The sequence below is a fragment of the Caballeronia catudaia genome, assembly GCF_001544755.2.
GTDB classification, from domain to species: domain Bacteria; phylum Pseudomonadota; class Gammaproteobacteria; order Burkholderiales; family Burkholderiaceae; genus Caballeronia; species Caballeronia catudaia.
On the sequence record NZ_FCOF02000013.1, the window covers coordinates 146,256 to 163,620 of the forward strand.

Consider the following 17,365-nt stretch of genomic DNA (forward strand, 5'->3'; position numbering starts at 1 on the left):
CAGGACAGGAGACAGCATGAACAGGCATCGTCAGCGCGTGAAGACGCGTCATATCATTCTCGGCGTGATGTGTCTGATGTACTTCATCTCGTACATCGACCGGGTGAATATCGCCGTGGCGGGACCGTTGATCCGTCAGGAGATGGGCTTGACGTCCGTGCAGCTCGGACTCGTATTCTCGGCGTTCGCGTATCCGTATGCGGTGATGCAGATCGTCGGCGGATGGCTGGCGGACCGTTTCGGGCCCAAGCTCGTGCTGACCGTGCTCTCGCTGATCTGGGGCGCGGCGACGCTCGCGACGGGCTTCGCGGGCAGCATCGGCATGCTGGTGCTGTTGCGGCTCGCGCTCGGCATCGGCGAAGGCGGGGCGTTTCCCACCGCGACGCGCGCCTTCACCTTCTGGATGCCGGTGCACGAGCGCGGCTTCGCGCAGGGCATCACGCATAGTTTCGCGCGGCTCGGCGGCGCGGTGACGCCGCCGCTCGTGCTGGCGGTCGTGGCCGCGGCGGGCTGGCGCGAAGCGTTCATCCTGCTGGGTATCGCGAGTCTCGCGTGGACGGTGCTCTACTTCTTCGTGTTCAGCAATTCACCCGACGAGAATCGCCGCATCACGCCCGAGGAGACCGCTGAAATCGGCTATCGCGCGGGAGATTGCGCGCGCGCGAGAAAGAACCCGACGCCGTGGCGCAAGCTGATTCATCGCATGTGGCTCGTGACGTTCGTCGACTTTTGCTATGGCTGGCTGCTGTGGGTGTATCTGACGTGGCTGCCTTCGTATCTGAAGGAAGCGCGCGGTTTCGATCTCAAGCATCTCGCGCTGTTCACCGCGTTGCCGCTGCTCGCGGGCGTGATTGGCGATACGCTCGGCGGCGTGATATCGGACCGCATCTTCAGAATGACGGGCAAGCTGCGTCTCGCGCGGTGCAGCATCCTGGTCGTCGGCATGGGCGGCTCGCTCGCCTTCCTTCTGCCGATGGTCAATGCGCCGAGCCCGATCGCGGCCGTGTGGTTCCTGACGGGATCGTTCTTCTTCCTCGAAATCACGAATCCGGTGTTGTGGACCTTGCCGCTCGATATCGCGGGAAAGTATGCGGGCACGGCGGGCGGCATGATGAATACGGGCTTCGGCATCGCGGGGATGACATCGCCGGTCGTGTTCGGCTACCTGATCCAGACAACGGGCAGCTACGACGTGCCGTTCACGATCTCGGCCGTGCTGCTCGCGGTCGGCGCGTTCGCGGCGCTTTTCATTGACACGAGCAAGACGGTCGAAGCCGATGAGGCGCGCGAGGCGCAAAACCGCGACGAGATCGGTGTGCCGGCTTTTGCGGGCGGCGCGGGGCAGTGGCACAAGTAGGACGCCACGCGCTCAGATCTTCCCCTCGCGCACGCGCCGCTCGAGCCTGAACACGCCGGGCGGCGTGAAGTACGTTCCGAAGCGCACGAGGCCCGCGCGCTTCAGATGGCAGGTCATCTCGAAGCTCACTTGCAGACCCGGCTCGGGCGTGTCGACCATGTCGACGTCGATCGCCCGGATGCGCGGTTCGTACTTGAGGAGCGTCGTTTCCATCTGCTCCTTCAGCGCCTGCGACGACGCGGGCAGCGCCTTGTAGATGTTGGTCAGATCGGGCAAGCCGTAGTCGGGCAGATGCTTGAGCGCACCGGCCCGCGTGTTCAGGATGCGCCGCACGTTCTGCTGCACGCTCAGGACTTCGAGCGTGCGGTCGTCGAAATCCGCGAGCGGCTCGCCGTCGATCTGACCGAGCAGCATTTCATACAGGGATGGGCCTGGCATGTTCGCTCGCGTCAGACGTTCCCTTGTGCGGCTTCGCTGCGATCCGTGAACTCGATCGTCAGATTGCCTTCTTCCGGCTGCGCGAGACGGATTTCCGCGGGCGCCGCGCCGCTCGCCATGCGTTCGAGCAGTTCGCGCGAAACCGTCGGCAGGATGCGTTGATCGAGGAACGCGTCGATGCTGCGCGCGCCCGAATCACGCGACAGGCTCAGCTCGGCCAGCGATGCGATCAGCGAGTCGTCGCAAACGAGCGTGACGTCGTGCTGACGCTTCAGGCGAGCTGCGATCTTCGCGATCTTCAGCCGCACGATGCTGCCGAGCGCGTTCACGTCGAGCGGCCGGTAGACGAGCGTCTGGAAGCGCGCGAGCAGCGCCGGCTGAAAATGCTTCACGAGCGGCTCGTGAATGGCGTCGAGCAGCGCGGCGTGCGCGATGCCGGGTGTGTCCGTCGTCGCGTCGTGAATCTGTTCGCTGCCGAGGTTCGACGTCATCAGGATCACGCAGTTGCGGAAGTCGATCTCGCGGCCCTCGCCATCGCGCATCGATCCGCGGTCGAACACCTGATAGAACATGTCGAGCACATCGCGGTGCGCCTTCTCGACTTCATCGAGCAGCACCACGCTATAAGGACGCTGACGCACCGCTTCGGTCAGGATGCCGCCGCGTCCGTAGCCGACATAACCCGGCGGCGAGCCCTTCAACTGCGAGACCGTGTGCGCTTCCTGATACTCCGACATGTTGACGGTCGTGAGCGCGGCCTCGCCGCCGAAGAGCACATCGGCAAGCGCGAGCGCCGTCTCCGTCTTGCCGACGCCCGAGGTGCCCGTCAGCAGAAACACGCCGAGCGGCGCATGCTCGCTCTTGAGTCCCGCCTTCGCGGTGCGCAGGCTTTGCGCGAGCATGCCGAGCGCGTCGTCCTGCGCGACCACGCGCTTTTGCAACTGATCCTCTAGCGTGAGCAGATTCAACAGTTCGTCTTCGACGAGATTGCCGACCGGCACACCGGTCCATTCCGCAACGACGCGCGCGATGGCTTGTGCGTCGACATCGGCGAAGATCAGCGGCGCCTTGCCTTGGGCGTCGGCGAGCGCTTTCCTTGCGGCCGCGAACGCGTGGGCATCCGGTTTCGCGTCGCCGTCGCCGCGTTGTTCCAGCAGCGCGTGAACTAGCACGGTCTCACGCTCATAGCGCGCCTGAATGCCAGCGAGTTCGTGATTCGCTTGCGCGGTCGCGGCGACCAGCGCGTCGCGGCGCGTGGCGGCATCGTCGATGCCCGCGCGCTCGTCCGCGTCGATGGCCGAGCGTTCGAGGTCCAGCGCCGCCAAGGCCGCACGGGCGCGCTGCAATTCGGCGGGCGGCGTGTCGAGCCCCATGCGCACGCGCGCGGCGGCGGTGTCGATCAGATCGACGGCCTTGTCCGGCAACTGACGCGCCGGGATATAGCGGCGCGAGAGCCTGACCGCCGCGACGATCGCTTCGTCGCGGATATGCACGTCGTGATGCTTTGCGTAGCGCGTCGCGAGACCGCGCAGCATGAGACACGCGGCATCGTCGTCCGGCTCCTCGACCTTGACCATCTGAAAGCGCCGTTCGAGCGCCGCATCGCGCTCGAAGTATTCCTTGTATTCCGTCCACGTGGTCGCGGCGATGGTGCGCAGCTCGCCACGCGCGAGCGCCGGCTTCAGCAGATTGGCCGCGTCGGAGCCACCCGCCGAATTGCCCGCGCCGATCAGCGTATGCGCCTCGTCGATGAAGAGCACGATCGACGTCGCCGACGCCTTCACTTCGTCGATCACGTTCTTCAGGCGCTGCTCGAATTCGCCCTTCACGCCCGCGCCGGCTTGCAGCAGGCCGAGATCGAGCGTGAGGATGCGCACGTCGCGCAGCGGCGACGGCACGCTGCCTTCCGCGACGCGCAGCGCGAAGCCTTCGACCAGCGCCGTCTTGCCGACGCCCGGCTCGCCGACGAGTATCGGGTTGTTCTTGCGGCGGCGCACGAGCACGTCGATCATCTGCTGGATTTCGCGATCGCGGCCGAACACCGGATCGATCTCGCCGCGGCGCGCCTTGTCCGTCAGATCGATCGCGAAGCGTGCGAGCGCTTCGCCTTCGGTCGAGCGCGGCGGCATTGAAGGCACGGATACCGGCGCGCTCGCTTCGGCTGCTGCAACGTCTTCTTCCTGCTCTTCGTGCGCGGGCGCGTTCTCGCACGATGCGCGTCCGAGACGCGGCAACAGGCGCTCGATCTGCGCGCCGGAAAGGGAGAAGAGCGGCCACGCGTCCTGCGTGCGCATGACATGCGGCGCGGCGATGATCGCGCGCAGCAGATGCGCCGAGCGGATCGTGCCGTCGATATCCTCGCGCGACGCGAGATTCCAGGCGTCCTGCAACACGCTCGCGAGCTGGATGGACAGCGATGGCATGCCGCGCAGATTGCGCGGAAGGCGATCGATGGCGGCGAGCAGCGCGTTCCAGATCGCATCGATATCGATTTCATAGTGACGCAGGATCGCCGGAATATCTCCTTCTTCCGCCTCGATCAGCTTCAGCAGCCAGTGCTCGACGGTGATTTCATCGGCAAGGCGCGTCTGACACAGGCTCGCGGCCGCTTCGAGCGTGCGGGCGCAGTGCGGGTTGAGCCGGCGAAGCAGATGAGTGGAATCGCGCAGGGTCATAGGAAGTCCGGTGACGAGGAGATGGAAAGAGGGCGTGCGAGGAAAAGGGAAACCGAAAAAGAAAGCCAGCCCGCAACGCGGACTGGCTGCGACGACTCACGTCGTCATGAGGCGCTTACGCGCGCTCGTTCCACGTGTCCTTGTGGATGATGTTGCCGTCCTTGTACGACCAGGTGATCTGTTCGTAGCGCAGCTCGATTTCTTCCAGGTGGTTGTGCTTCTCGAACGCCGGATTCTTGATGTCGAGCATCTTCGGACGCACGGCGACGACCTTGACGTTGTCGAGCTTGGTGTTGAAGTATTCCTTCTCCTTGCCCGCGTCGTCGATCTTGTACCACTTGATCTCGACCGACTTCAGCGTCTGGCCGCTCGTCACCGCCTTGTACAGATACGGGGTCGACGCATCGGTTTCCTTGGTCAGCGTGATCGGCGCGTGGACACGCGTGCCGGTCAGCTTGCCGGTGTTGCCGTCGGTCGGGATATGCACGCCGTGATCGAATTCGACGATCTCGACGCTGCCTTCGCGGCCTTGCACGGTGACGGAACCCTTGATGTCGGCGCCGCCGTCATCCTTGAGCCACAGATATGCGGGAATTGCCATTTACTACTCCTCTTTGGTACTGCCAAGCAATGCTCGGAGAAATCTCCGAGCCACAAGATCCCGGAGCGAGGCCCCGGGGATTCAAATCGTGATGTCAGTTCGTGTGGTCGGCCGTGTCCGGCACCAGCGTAATTTCAACGCGACGGTTTCTGGCGCGGCCCTCGGACGTGTCGTTGCCCGCGATGGGGCGCGTGTCGCCGTAGCCTTGCACCGCGAATTGCGTCGCCGGAATGCCCGTCGCTTCGATCAGCCAGTCGCGCAACGCCGCCGCGCGCGCATTCGACAGCGTGAGATTGCTCCTTGCATCGCCGGAATCGTCGGTGTGGCCTGCGATCAGGATGCGCTTGCCGGGATGCGCCTTGATCATTTCGACGGCTTCGACGAGCGCGCGCGTCGAGCCGGGCTTCAGTTTCGCTTTGCCGCTGTCGAAGAGCGACATGCTGTCGAGCGTCACGACGGCGGGCGGGGGCGGCGGCGGCTGATAGCTGGCGATCGCCGCGTTGAGCGCGGGCAGCAGTTGCGAGCCGTGATACAGCCCGAACGACAGCCGCAGCGGCACGCCGGTGCGCGCGTAGCGGTCGAGTTCATCGCGATCGGCGACGAGCGAGCGCAAGGCGTCGCGCCGGGCGTCGTCGTGATCCGCGGCGATCAAGGCGTAGCGGTCCAGGTTCGCGTGGATGCGATCGAGCAACTCGGCATTGTGGCGGCCCGAGCCCAGAAACGCGGCGCCGGCTGCCAGCGCCATCATGCCGACGGCATGCGCGAACGCCGCCACGCGCGGCGACATCGCGGTCCGGCGCGGCATCGCTTCGATCAGCGGTTGCGGCAGCGGCCACGGCGCGGGTGTCGCATCGACGCTCGCGGGCGCGATGCGCGTGTGGCGCTGCACGTCCTGCTCCCAGGGTTTGCCGGCGTCGCTCGCCGGGCCGCAATCGATCCAGCCCGCGCCGTAGAGCGCCCAGGGCGTGGCGGGCTGGCGCGGATCGGTGAGCGTGCCGAAGACCACGCGCTGCGTCCATCCGACGATCGACGCGAGCGCGGCGGCGTGGACGGCGGCGTAGCGCGCGTCCGGGTCACGGCGAGAATCGTTTTCCGCGCGCCGGATGACGGCTTCGATGCGGTGCGCGTCGATGAGCGGCGCGCTCGCGGATACGCTCTTCCACTGCCGCCCGAGGTCCGCATCGCGCGGCGTGAGCCTCGTCATCCGCTGATACACGGCGACGTAACCCGGCAGGCGCGCGCCGACGATGCGCGATGCATCGGCGAGCGCCTGACGCGCCACGCGCAGGCGTTGCGCGAGCGCGTCTTCATCGGCGTGGAGCGCGGGCGCCACGCTCAGCACGACGCCGTCGGGAGGCTGCCCGTCACGCCATTGGCGCATCGCGAGCGCCACTTCCGGCAGACTTTGCGGGCGATCGACGCGCAGCCAGATTGCGCCATCGCCGATGAACACGAGACGCGGCTCGGCCGCGCCGTGGTCGAAGAGCGAGGCGAGCGCATCGCCCGTGACGAGCACGAGCGGCATGCGCGTGCGCAGGCTCAGCGGAATATCGACGGTCGCCGCGCCCAGCGCCCGCAGAATCGGCGCGCTCTGCGTGCGGGCATGCGAGAGCCGACGCGTGCGCCAGCCGACGAGCGCCGTCGCGACGATCAGAATGCCGACCGTCGAAAGCCAGATCCATTCCTTGCCGAACGGCTGCACGAACCAGTGCACGGCGAGCGCGAGCAGCGCCGCGAAAACGACGATCGTGCGCGCCGGATAACCCAACCTTTGCATGGCGTTCACGGCTTGACCGTACCCGGGATCAGCGCGGCGAGCTGCGCATCGAGCGCGACATGCCAGATGAGCCATGTGACGAGCGCGATCACGCAGCCGATCCCCGCGATCGCCCACGGCGACATGCGCCGGAACCAGTCCTGGAAGCGCCGGCCCGGCCGGTCGACGATGAACGGGCGCTCGCCTTCCGGACGCAGGCGCGCGATCAGCGTGCCCAGTTCGGCGATGAGCGACTCCCGATCGCCCGCGCCGTGAATCGCGTACCGGCCGCGGAATCCGAGGCCGAGGATCGCCGAATAGCATTCGAGCAGGTCGATCTGCGGTGACCGCTCGCGCATCCGGAACTCGAGCCGCTCGAACACGTGCTCGCCGGCATCGTGCTGCTTGAATTTCTCCACCTGCAAAGGCTGCGCGGACCAGTTCGGCTTGTCGTTCTCGGAGAGATGCTGGAGCGCGGTCTCATCGAGCAGCGCGCATTGCGCTTTCGCGGCGTCATCGCACACGTCTTCCGGATAGCCCCGGTGCTCGAGCGCCGCGCCGAACTCGTCGACCATCGACTTGCAACGGTCGCGCAAGGCTTTGAAGTCCTCTGCGGCGCCGCCCGTCGACAGCGTCGCCACGAAGAGCGCGGTGTCGCGAAGCAGATCGCGGATACCGGTCGCGGAAGCCTGGGCCATGCCCGGCGCCTGCTCGACGAGAGGCGCGCCCGCGCGAGACGAAGTCAGCATGTTCATGAGCGCAGCACCGCGTAGAGTTCAAGCGAGACATCGGGTACGGATGTCGGCAGATAGATCTGGCAGGCTCGTGCGGCGAGCATGCGCGCGTGCGCAGGGCTTGCCGCGTCGAGCGCGAAGTACTGATTGTCGAGACGCACGGGAATGGCGGCCGGGACGCGCTGGACGGCCTTCAGCGCGATGCCCGCGAGCGCCGAATTGACGATGTGATCCACTTCGTCCGGGGCGCCGATCTTGCACAGGCGCGGGATCCGCTCTACGAGCTCGAAGGCGGGCAGCGTCGAGTTGACGGAGAGATACCAGTCGGCGGCGCCTTCCGCGATGCGCGTATCGAGAATCTTGCCGGTCCAGGTCGTGGCGTTGTCATGCGCGAGATCGATCGGCACGACGCGCGACGGGATGATCGCGTCGAGCAGGTTCCGGATCATCGATTCGATTTCGGCGAAGATTTCGTCCGCGCGCACGTGATCGTAGGACGGAATATCCGTGAGCTGGGAGCCGGTGGAGAACGTCATCAGTGCGCTCGCGAGCTCGGCGAGAACCGCGTACAGACGCTCGGGCGGCAGGCCCGGATTCGACGCGATGAAGCGCAGTTTCGGCCACGCCGCATGAATGCAATGCAGGAGCCAGAACAATTGCACGTCTGCGACGCCGTATTCGGCCACCTGCTCGATGCGTTCGCTGCGCCGTGCGCCGAGCGCGAGACTCTTGGCAAGGAGAATGTCCGCCATCCGGCTGACGCGCTCCATATGCAGCGCGTGCGCGCCGAGCGAGAGGCAAGGCGGCACATAGCGGCGCTCGAGCTGGAACTGCCCGCTCGTCGAACGCGTGAGGCGCGCGATGGCGCAGACGGTGTCGTCGGCATGCGGCTCGAAGTCGAAGAGCAGGCGGATGGCATGACGCTCCGCGGCGATTTCGACTGCGTCGGTGCCATTCAGATCGACGACCTTGACGAACTCCCGATACGAGCGGCGCGGCCGCGTGAGGCTCGACTCGTCCATGCGGCAGTTGTTGCCGTTGGCGTCGGGCAAGGCGAGGGCGGCGAGCACCGTGACGCTCTGCCGCTCCGCGCTCACGCCTTGAGCCAGATCGCGCGCGGGTGGCAGCGCCTGCGCGACCGATGTGTCGATGGGCGTCCCGTCGGGAAAGCGCAGCTTCAGCCGCGAGAGCTTGAAACGGCCGGCGGCGAGCGCGTCTTCGTCGACTTCGACGTCGAGCGTTCCCCACGGTTGCGCGAGCGCGGCTGCGGTGAACTGGCGCAGCGCGAACTCCGTCCACCGCTCCTGTTGCTGGAAATGCTGCTGGGTGAGAATCAGGCCTTCGTGCCAGAGCGGTTTGTCGATCCGCATGAATATGTTTGGTTATGCTTATTCGTTGATATTGGGGCGAGATTCTATAGTCACAGACCGGATTCGTATACCTGCCGTATAGTTAAGCATCCGAAGCATTGAAAAATGGAAAAATTGATTGATAACAAATACTTGCCTGCGTAAAAGCACGGGATTGGCGCGGCTTGGCGCCGGACTCGAAAAGTTGTGAATCGTCAATTAATGTGCAAGCGGTTTTTGCCGATTGCGGCCACTCGGCCAGTACCACGTCACTCCGGCTTGCGAGAAGTCATTGTTTAATAGAAGAATTCTCCAAATACGCGATTCCGTCTGCTGTTTATTTAGGCAAGCTGATGGATGCTTTAAGGTTGGAGCAAAACCTGTTCTAATACGGCCCCAATGACAAGCGGAGCATTGAGTAGGCGCGCCGGCGTCCGTTGCTTGGGCGAGTTCAGAAAATCCCGTTCGTCATCTCAATATCGAGATGCGTTTGATCTATTTACTAAGGATTATTGATGGATAGTTTCCAAAGAGAGATTCCAAAGAGCCGTGTTTCGATCACGCTCGATCTGCATACCGGCGGCGCGCAAAAGAAGGTCGAATTGCCGCTCAAGCTGCTCGTCGCCGGCGATTTCAGCGCGGGGCGCGAGCAGGCGCCGTTGTCCGAGCGCAAGAAAGTCAACATCGACAAGAACAACTTCGACGCGGTCCTCGCCGACTACGCGCCAGACCTGAAGTTCGCCGCAGAGAACACGCTCGCGAGTGATGGCTCGGAGTTGCCGGTGAACCTCTCGTTCCGTTCGATGAGGGACTTTGAGCCTGAGCAGGTGGCGCGTCAGATTCCGGAGTTGCAGGCGCTTCTCGCCGTGCGCAATCTGTTGCGCGATCTCAAGTCGAATCTGCTCGACAACGGCGCGTTCCGCCGCGAGTTCGAAAAAATCCTGAAGAACAAGGAACTCTCCGACAAGCTGCGCTCCGAGCTTTCGCAGATCGCCACGGCGGCGACACAGCCCGAAGGAAACGCCTGAGCCCGTTCAGGCCTGAATCAGACCCGCATCTCAGACAGGACCCTAAATGAACAAGAAAGAAGCCCGCGCGAGTGCCGCAGGCGAAACCGTCGTGCTCGACGCCTCGCACGCGTCGCACGACGACAGCGTCTATGCCACCCTCTGCAACAAGATCAACCTGAGCCCGGTGTCGCAGGCACGCCCGCTCGAGGCGTTCCGTGACAACGACATGCTTTCCGAAGCGTCGGCCGACGAGCGCCTCGCGCGCGGCATGGGTGCGTTTCTCGATCTCGTCGCGCAGACGAGCAAGCCCGTGGATCGCCTCGACAAATCGCTGCTCGATTTCTTCATCGGACAGCTCGACCGGCAGATCAGCCGGCAACTCGATGCGGTCATGCACAACCCTGAGTTTCAGGCGCTGGAAGGCCGCTGGCGCGGCGTGAAGATGCTCGTGTCGCGCACGGATTTCCGCAAGAACGCGCGTATCGAAGTGCTGGACGTGTCGAAGGATGCGCTGGTGCGCGACTTCGAGGACGCGCCGGAGTTGATCCAGAGCGGGCTGTATCGCCTGACGTATATCGAGGAATACGACACGCCGGGCGGTCAGCCGATCAGCGCGATGATCAGCGACTTCGAGTTCGCCAACTCGCCGCAGGACGTGGCCTTGTTGCGCAATATCTCGAAGGTCGCGGCGGCGGCGCATATGCCGTTCATCGGCTCGGTGGGCGCGGCCTTCTTCGGCAAGAAGTCGATGGAGGAAGTCGCGGCGATTCAGGATATCGGCAACTATTTCGACCGTGCCGAATACATCAAGTGGAAGAGCTTCCGTGACACGGACGACGCGCGCTACGTCGGTCTCGTGATGCCGCGCGTGCTTGGCCGCCTGCCGTATGGCAAGGACACGACACCCGTGCGCGCCTTCAACTACGAAGAGCAGGTCAAGGGCCCGGACCATGACCGCTATCTGTGGGTGAACGCATCGTTCGCGTTCGCGGCGAACATGACGCGCAGCTTCGTGAACAACGGCTGGTGCGTGCAGATTCGCGGGCCGCAGGCGGGCGGCAAGGTCGAAGATCTGCCGGTGCATCTGTACGACCTCGGCACCGGCGTGCAGCCGAAGATTCCGACCGAAGTGCTGATTCCCGAGACGCGCGAATTCGAATTCGCGAACCTGGGTTTCATTCCGCTCTCGTTCTACAAGAATCACGATTTCGCGTGCTTCTTCTCGGCGAATTCATCGCAGAAGCCGGCGCTCTACGAGACCAAGGAAGCGACTGCGAATAGCCGCATCAATGCGCGTTTGCCGTACATCTTCCTGCTGTCGCGCATTGCGCACTACCTGAAGCTAATTCAGCGCGAGAACATCGGCACGACCAAGGACCGTCGTCTGCTGGAGCTCGAGCTGAACAACTGGATCAAGGGCCTCGTCACCGAGATGAAGGACCCGGGCGATGAGCTGCAGGCATCGCATCCGTTGCGCGAGGCGAAGGTGATGGTCGAGGACATCGAGGATAACCCGGGCTTCTTCCGCATCAAGCTGTTTATCGTGCCGCACTTCCAGGTGGAAGGGATGGATATCGGTTTGTCGCTGGTTTCGCAGATGCCGAAAGCGAAGAGCTGATCTTTTGCCGTAGGTTTTTGAGTGGGTATGCCGGGGCGGCTTGCGCTGTCCCGGCGTTGTGTCGTCTGAGTGACGACGCGCGTGCTTTTCCTGGAGTCTTTTCGTATGTCGATGGTGTTGCCGAGCCAGGCGTATAGCCTGGTGATCAAGCCGCAGCCTGCGCCGCTTCCTTGAATTCGTTTTAGGTGTTGCGGCGAGTACAGCAAACTTGCTGACGGCGCTGACTTCTTCGGCGCCGTTGATCGCACGGTTGCCTGGAGGCGGCCGATTTGGCTGGCAAAACTGCGATTGGCGTTGCTACAGAAGAGGCGGGCATAGTTGTACGGGAGCGCGTCGCACTCCTTACACGCTGCGCGGCGACCACCCGAGCCGCGGTCATTTCAACACGTCTGCAGTTCCTGAACAGCTTCCGCTGGCAGAGCGCATCGTCGCTATCCGGAACGGTCGATCAACTCACGCTGCGCGCCGACTTCGCGCTCTTTCTCGAACGTCTGCCCGGCATCGAACGGCTCGTTTTCAACGACGGCACGCGGCTCGCCGACGACACCACGCTCGAATGGATCGCGCGCCATGCCGTCGTGCGTGATCTCGAAGCGCAGGCGCGTCGCCGAGCATGCGGGCCGCGCCGACGCCGCGCTCGCGCTGCTCGTCGAGCTCGATGCCGCGGGCAAAGCCCTGCCGCTCATACGCTGGGAACCCGCCTTGATGTTCGAGGCGAAGCAACAACTGCTGCGCGCGCTCAAAGCGATGAGCAGCCGCAAGGACGCGGACAAGCCGGCGTTCGCGCTGGCGTGAGCGTCATCGTCGAAGGGAAACGAAGAACATGAACACCGATCTGGATAACGAAACAAACAGCAACGACGATCCCGTCCTGCGCTACTACGAAGCCGAAATGCGCTATCTGCGCGAAGCCGGCCGCGAGTTCGCACGGGCGCATCCGGACCGGGCGCGGATGCTCAATCTCGATCGTGTCGGCGACCGCGATCCCTACGTCGAACGATTGTACGAAGGCTTCGCGTTCCTCACGGGACGTCTCCAGCAAAAGCTCGACGACGAATTGCCGGAGCTGACCGAAGGTCTCGTCAGTCTGTTGTGGCCGCATTATCTGCGCATGATTCCGTCGCTTTCGGTGGTCGAGCTGACGCCGCTCGCGGAGAAAATGCAGAGCACCGTGCTCGTTCCCGCGGGCGTCGCGGTGCGCTCGGCGCCGATCGCCGCGCCGAAGGAAGGCGCAGACGCCGCGGCGCCGAACACGGTCCAGTGCCTGTATCGCACGACGCAGGCGGTCACCTTGCAGCCGCTGCATATCACGCGCGCGGGGCCGACCGTGCGGCACGACGGCCGCTCGGTCATTCGCATCGCGTTCGATCTCGATCATTCGACGCGTCGCGAGGAGACGGACCTGTCGCGCATTCGCCTGCATCTGAACGCGGAGCCGCCGACCGCGTTCGCGATGCACCTCGCGCTCACGCGTCATGTCGATTCGATCGAATGGCGCGTGCCCGAAGTGCGCGACGGCGAAGCGCGCCCGCTCGATGGCGTGACGATCGAGCCCGCGGGTTTTTCGGCGGAAGAGCGTTTGTGGCCGAAGGCGGATGCCGCGTTCTCGGGCTATCAGTTGCTGCTCGAATACTTCACGTTCCGCGAGAAATTCCTGTTCGTCGATATTTGCGGCTTCGACATCGCGAAGCTGCCGGTCGGGTCGACGCACTTCGAACTGGAGCTCGTGCTGAAGCACGCGTATCCATCGGACCAGCGTTTCAGCAAGGACAACGTGCGGCTCTTTTGTGCGCCGGTCATCAACCTCTTCGCGCTCGATGCGGAACCGGTCCTGATCGATCATCACGAGACCGAGTATCGCGTCGTGCCCGCCGGGCATCAGGGCGAGCATGTCGAAACCTATTCCGTCGATGCCGTCGAATCATTCGATCACGTCACGGCCGAGCGCTACGAGTACGTGCCGTTCGCGACCTTCCGGCATCGCGGCGGCATGCTGCGGCATGAATCGCCCGAGCGCTATTTCCATACGCGGGTGCGTCCCGGCATGGACGGGCTGCACGAGACGTGGCTCATTCTCGGCGGCCACGCGTGGGAATCCATGACCGGTCTGCCGGAAGAAAGCGTGTCGCTGCGCGTGACCGGCACGAACGGCATGCTGCCGCGCAAAGGGCTGCGTGAGGCGCGTCTGGACGAACTCGCCGAAAGCACGCCGAATGTAGCGGGCGTGCGCAATCTCATCGCACCGACTTTGCCGCTCTATCCGCCGACGGGCGACCGTTTTCAATGGCGCGTGCTCTCGCATCTCGCGCCGAACTTCCTCTCGCTGATGAACGCGGAAGTGCTGCGCGGCGCGCTCGCGCTCTACGACTGGACCAACGACGAACTGAACCGCCGGCGTCTCGCGGGCATCCTGCATGTGTCGCAGGAACTGCTGGAGGAAGTGGCGGGCGGCGCGGTGGATCGGGGCGTGCTGATCGAAATCACGCTCGACGCGCACGCGTTCTCGGGCGATGGCGACGTCATGCTGTTCGGCGAGCTGCTGCATCGCTTCTTCGAGCTCTATGCGGAAATCAACCTGTTCACGAAGCTCGTCATCGTCACGCTGCCCGCGCAGGCGCGCATCGAATGGCCGCGCTCCAAGACGCAACGCTCCCCGCTATGAACGCAAATTCTCTTCGCGCTATCGAGCAGCGGCTCGAACCCTTCGTGGCGAAGTTGCTCACGCGTGCGCCGCGCATGAACTTCATGCAGTTGTGCCGTCTTTTCGAGGCGCGCGAACCGGACCGCGCGGGCTTCGGCACGCGCGACACGCACGAGTATGAACCGGTGCGTTTCCGGCCGCGCCCGCGCATGGGTTTTCCGGCTGGTGAAATCGCCGCGGCGGAGTTCGACGATCACGACGATGACTACTGCACGCCGCCGCCGCCGACCGTACGCACGACCTTCATGGGCCTGTACGGTGTCGATGCGGTGATGCCCACGCACTACCTCGACGACATCGTGATGCGCGAGGAAGGGCACGAAGCCGTCGAAGCGTTTCTCGATCAGTTCAATCACCGCTTCGTGACGCTCTTGTATCGCGTGTGGAAGAAGTATCGCTATCCGGAGACGTTTCGCCACGGCGCCGCCGATGCGCATTCGCGCAGCCTGTTGTGCCTGGCGGGGTTCGGCTGGGGCAACAAGCCGGCGCGCGCGGGCCTGCCGGATGCGCGCACGCTCGCGTTGCTCGGTCTCATGGTTCAGCGCACGCGCACACCCGAAGGGCTCGCCGGTGTCGTCGCGCTGGGTGCGCCGGGCGTGGACGTGAGCGTCGACGAATTCTGGCCGGTCGCGAAGCGCACGGATCAGGGACGTCCGCTCACGTCGAAAGCGGCGGATCCTCATGCGGTCGCAGAGGGCAAGCGCAATGGACTCGGCGGCGGCTATGTGCTCGGCAAGCGCTTGCGTTACCGCAGCCGGGCGGTGCGCGTGACGCTGCGGCCGCACGACGCGCAGCAGGCGCACGACCTCTTGCCCGGCGCGTGGCTGCATCGCGATCTGATGGCGCTCGTGAAGCTCTATATCGGCACGAAGGCGGACGTGCATCTGCGCGTGCGGATGTCGTCGCGCTTCGCGCCGGCTCCGGCCGTCGCGGCGGCGCGTGAAGCCCGTGCGCCGCGTCTCGGATGGACCGTCGTGCTGCCATCGGCGCAAGAGCGCGACATCGACATTTCTCTCGGCGTGTGCGAAGCGTTTCCGACGCCCGAGCCGAATCCCTATCTCAACTCATCGGTTGCGCCGCCGGCGTGATCATCGAGAGACAACATGTTCAAACGCACTATCGCAGCGAGCGCCGCTTTCGCGTTGCTGCTCACCGGATGCGGCGCGTGGCAGGCGGTGTCGGACACCTCGGTGGCGGCATACGATGCCGTGTTTCACAGGCGCGTCAAGGTGCTCGACATCGACCTGACCGCGCGCGCGGCGCTGAACCAGGACGGCGCGGGCCGTTCGACATCGGTCGCGGTGCGCGTCTATCAGTTGAAGGACCGCAAACTATTCGACGGCGCGTCCTATGACGACCTCATCAGGAGCGATGCCACGGTGCTCGCGCGGGATCTGCAAAGCAACATGGCGACTGTGGTGAATCCGGGCGCATCGGCGAGCCTGAGCCAGCCGATGCAGAAGGAAACGGAATTCGTGGCGATCGCGGCGTTCTATCGCGATCCGGGCAAGGATGGCGCGTGGAAGCAGGTCATCGCCGCGAAGAAGCTTTCCGCCGACGCGCCGTTGAAACTCACGCTCGCCGACCGCACCTTGACGCCGGACGACGACAGCAAAGCCAAAAAGTCGAAATGATGCAGACGGGGCGGCGGCGTGCACCGCCGGCCCCTGGAAAAACAATCACGCCTCCAGCGCCTCGAGAACCTTCCCCTTCGTCTCGATGCCCATGAAATGCACGGCCAGCGCCGCCACGACAGGCACCACGGCGAGCGCATAGAACGCGATGTTCATGTTCCCGCCCATCAGCGTCTTGCCGACGAGCGCCGGCGCGAAGATCGCCGCGATCTTGAGCCATGCGCCGCCGAGGCCGCAGCCGAACGCGCGGATGCTCGTCGGATACAACTCGGGCGTATAGACATAAGCGGTGATGAAACCGCACGCCATGAAGCCGAGCGCCAGCGCGCAGAACGTCGCGACCACGTACACCGACTGCGTGACGAACACGCCTGCGCAAACGAGCGATATCGCGCACAGCACGAACGACCAGTTGATGACCGGCTTGCGCCCGACCTTGTCGACGATCAGCGCGCACGTCAGCGAGCCGATCACGCCGAGCACCGACGCCGCCACCGCGAGATTCAGCGCGAGTTGCAACGGCGCGTGATACACGGTCTTGTAGATCGTGGGCAGCCACGTCGAGAGGCCGTATTGCAGCACGCCGCACGTCATCCACAAGAGCGCGACGGCGATCGTGCGCTTCAGATACGCCGGCCCGATCAGATCGAGGCGGCGGCGCTGCGGATGGCGGCTCGCCATCGCTTCGAAGTCGGCGATATTGCCGAGCGGCGGCAGCGGCTCTTTCACGGTCGCTTCGAACGCGGAAAGGGCATCGCCCGCTTCGCGCATGCGTCCGCGTTCGCCGAGCCAGCGCGGCGATTCCGGCACGAGCGTCTTCAACAGGAAGAACAGCACGAGCGGCACGCCGCCGATGAAGTACATCGCTTCCCAGCCGAAGCGCGGCACGATCCACGCTCCGAGCGCATTCGATGCGAGCAGGCCGATCGGAAACACGATCTCATACAGCAGCACGAACCGCCCGCGTCCATGCGCCCGCGTGATCTCGTTGATGTAAGTCGCCGCGACGGGCAACTCGCCGCCGAGACCAAGCCCCTGCACGATACGCAACGCGACGAACACCGCGAACGAAGGCGCGAAACCGCACGCGATGCTCGTGAGGCCGATGATCCCCGAGCTCCACGCGATCGAACGCACGCGTCCATAGCGTTCCGCGAGCGACGGAAAAAGGAACGCGCCGATCAGTTGCCCGATCGATCCCGACGCGATCAGAAAGCCGACCTGTCCCGGCGTTAATCCCCATTTCTGGATCAAGAGCGGCAAGGTCGCTGCGATGACGATGACATCGAAGCCATCGAAGAACGTCGCCGCGCCGATCAGAATGCGCGCACGCACCTGCATTGCGTTGGCGGGCAGTCTTTCGATGCGCGCGATGATGGATCCCTTCGTGACCGCGTGAGCGGCAGCCGCCGCGTCGGCGATCGGTGTGGCGGTGCCGCCATGGTCGACGACCGTATTGCTCATGCTCCTCATGCCTGCTCCCGTCTGTATG

General features: G+C 64.5%; 14 protein-coding genes. 7 read left to right on the forward strand and 7 right to left on the reverse strand.

Translation table 11 applies throughout. From position 1 onward, the window contains the following. The first annotated feature begins 16 nt into the window (after positions 1-16). Complete coding sequence (locus AWB75_RS16575; protein ID WP_061125175.1) at positions 17-1,357, forward strand: MFS transporter; 1,341 nt, start codon at positions 17-19, stop codon at positions 1,355-1,357. Positions 1,358-1,369: 12 nt separating this feature from the next. Here AWB75_RS16575 and tssE read toward each other — a convergent pair whose 3' ends face one another. The 6 genes from tssE to tssK all read right to left on the reverse strand — a co-directional run bounded on the left by tssE (position 1,370) and on the right by tssK (position 8,931). Next, positions 1,370-1,795, reverse strand: a complete 426-nt coding sequence (gene tssE / locus AWB75_RS16580) for a type VI secretion system baseplate subunit TssE (protein WP_061125176.1) — start codon at positions 1,793-1,795, stop codon at positions 1,370-1,372. Between the two features lie 11 nt (positions 1,796-1,806). After that, positions 1,807-4,470: a type VI secretion system ATPase TssH gene (gene tssH, locus AWB75_RS16585; RefSeq protein WP_061125177.1), complete on the reverse strand. Its 2,664-nt coding sequence runs from the start codon at positions 4,468-4,470 to the stop codon at positions 1,807-1,809. Positions 4,471-4,585: 115 nt separating this feature from the next. Beyond that, on the reverse strand, positions 4,586-5,071 hold the full coding sequence (locus AWB75_RS16590) for an Hcp family type VI secretion system effector (RefSeq protein ID WP_061125178.1): 486 nt from the start codon (positions 5,069-5,071) through the stop codon (positions 4,586-4,588). Positions 5,072-5,165: 94 nt separating this feature from the next. Further along, complete coding sequence (locus AWB75_RS16595; protein ID WP_061125179.1) at positions 5,166-6,848, reverse strand: OmpA family protein; 1,683 nt, start codon at positions 6,846-6,848, stop codon at positions 5,166-5,168. A 5-nt stretch (positions 6,849-6,853) separates the two neighbouring features. Then, the gene (locus tag AWB75_RS16600; RefSeq protein WP_061125180.1) at positions 6,854-7,582 is read right to left on the reverse strand and encodes a DotU family type IV/VI secretion system protein; all 729 of its coding nucleotides are present in this window, start codon (positions 7,580-7,582) and stop codon (positions 6,854-6,856) included. Continuing rightward, positions 7,579-8,931 carry a type VI secretion system baseplate subunit TssK gene (tssK, locus tag AWB75_RS16605; RefSeq protein WP_061125181.1) on the reverse strand — a complete coding sequence of 451 codons (1,353 nt, stop codon included), beginning with the start codon at positions 8,929-8,931 and terminating at the stop codon, positions 7,579-7,581. The genes AWB75_RS16600 and tssK overlap by 4 nt, the downstream gene beginning before the upstream one ends. A gap of 494 nt (positions 8,932-9,425) precedes the next feature. Between tssK and tssB the strand changes: the two genes are divergently transcribed. From tssB to tssJ, 6 genes are all read left to right on the forward strand, one after another. Beyond that, positions 9,426-9,938 carry a type VI secretion system contractile sheath small subunit gene (gene tssB, locus AWB75_RS16610; RefSeq protein ID WP_061125182.1) on the forward strand — a complete coding sequence of 171 codons (513 nt, stop codon included), beginning with the start codon at positions 9,426-9,428 and terminating at the stop codon, positions 9,936-9,938. 46 nt (positions 9,939-9,984) lie between these two features. Further along, the gene (gene tssC / locus AWB75_RS16615) at positions 9,985-11,538 is read left to right on the forward strand and encodes a type VI secretion system contractile sheath large subunit (RefSeq protein ID WP_061125183.1); all 1,554 of its coding nucleotides are present in this window, start codon (positions 9,985-9,987) and stop codon (positions 11,536-11,538) included. Positions 11,539-11,807: 269 nt separating this feature from the next. After that, entirely contained in the window at positions 11,808-12,365 is a 558-nt protein-coding gene (locus AWB75_RS39440; protein ID WP_159462787.1) for a type VI secretion system domain-containing protein, read from the forward strand. After that, positions 12,362-14,200: a type VI secretion system baseplate subunit TssF gene (gene tssF, locus AWB75_RS16625; protein ID WP_061125185.1), complete on the forward strand. Its 1,839-nt coding sequence runs from the start codon at positions 12,362-12,364 to the stop codon at positions 14,198-14,200. Before AWB75_RS39440 ends, tssF begins: the two co-directional genes overlap by 4 nt. Continuing rightward, a complete protein-coding gene (gene tssG / locus AWB75_RS16630) occupies positions 14,197-15,327 on the forward strand; it encodes a type VI secretion system baseplate subunit TssG (protein ID WP_061125186.1) in 1,131 nt (376 codons plus the stop codon). Before tssF ends, tssG begins: the two co-directional genes overlap by 4 nt. A 15-nt stretch (positions 15,328-15,342) precedes the next feature. Next, positions 15,343-15,873 (forward strand): type VI secretion system lipoprotein TssJ, encoded by a 531-nt coding sequence (gene tssJ / locus AWB75_RS16635; protein WP_061125187.1) that lies wholly within the window; start codon positions 15,343-15,345, stop codon positions 15,871-15,873. Positions 15,874-15,918: 45 nt separating this feature from the next. On the opposite strand, the gene AWB75_RS16640 is transcribed toward tssJ, so the two are convergent. Further along, a complete protein-coding gene (locus AWB75_RS16640) occupies positions 15,919-17,346 on the reverse strand; it encodes an MFS transporter (protein ID WP_061125188.1) in 1,428 nt (475 codons plus the stop codon). Positions 17,347-17,365 lie beyond the last annotated feature (19 nt).

Bases quoted from the DNA above. Each gene is read 5' to 3' on its own strand.
- AWB75_RS16575 (WP_061125175.1), top strand. From the start codon at position 17: ATGAACAGGCATCGTCAGCGCGTGAAGACGCGTCATATCATTCTCGGC.
- tssE (WP_061125176.1), bottom strand. From the start codon at position 1,795: ATGCCAGGCCCATCCCTGTATGAAATGCTGCTCGGTCAGATCGACGGC.
- tssH (WP_061125177.1), bottom strand. From the start codon at position 4,470: ATGACCCTGCGCGATTCCACTCATCTGCTTCGCCGGCTCAACCCGCAC.
- AWB75_RS16590 (WP_061125178.1), bottom strand. From the start codon at position 5,071: ATGGCAATTCCCGCATATCTGTGGCTCAAGGATGACGGCGGCGCCGAC.
- AWB75_RS16595 (WP_061125179.1), bottom strand. From the start codon at position 6,848: ATGCAAAGGTTGGGTTATCCGGCGCGCACGATCGTCGTTTTCGCGGCG.
- AWB75_RS16600 (WP_061125180.1), bottom strand. From the start codon at position 7,582: ATGAACATGCTGACTTCGTCTCGCGCGGGCGCGCCTCTCGTCGAGCAG.
- tssK (WP_061125181.1), bottom strand. From the start codon at position 8,931: ATGCGGATCGACAAACCGCTCTGGCACGAAGGCCTGATTCTCACCCAG.
- tssB (WP_061125182.1), top strand. From the start codon at position 9,426: ATGGATAGTTTCCAAAGAGAGATTCCAAAGAGCCGTGTTTCGATCACG.
- tssC (WP_061125183.1), top strand. From the start codon at position 9,985: ATGAACAAGAAAGAAGCCCGCGCGAGTGCCGCAGGCGAAACCGTCGTG.
- tssF (WP_061125185.1), top strand. From the start codon at position 12,362: ATGAACACCGATCTGGATAACGAAACAAACAGCAACGACGATCCCGTC.
- tssG (WP_061125186.1), top strand. From the start codon at position 14,197: ATGAACGCAAATTCTCTTCGCGCTATCGAGCAGCGGCTCGAACCCTTC.
- tssJ (WP_061125187.1), top strand. From the start codon at position 15,343: ATGTTCAAACGCACTATCGCAGCGAGCGCCGCTTTCGCGTTGCTGCTC.
- AWB75_RS16640 (WP_061125188.1), bottom strand. From the start codon at position 17,346: ATGAGGAGCATGAGCAATACGGTCGTCGACCATGGCGGCACCGCCACA.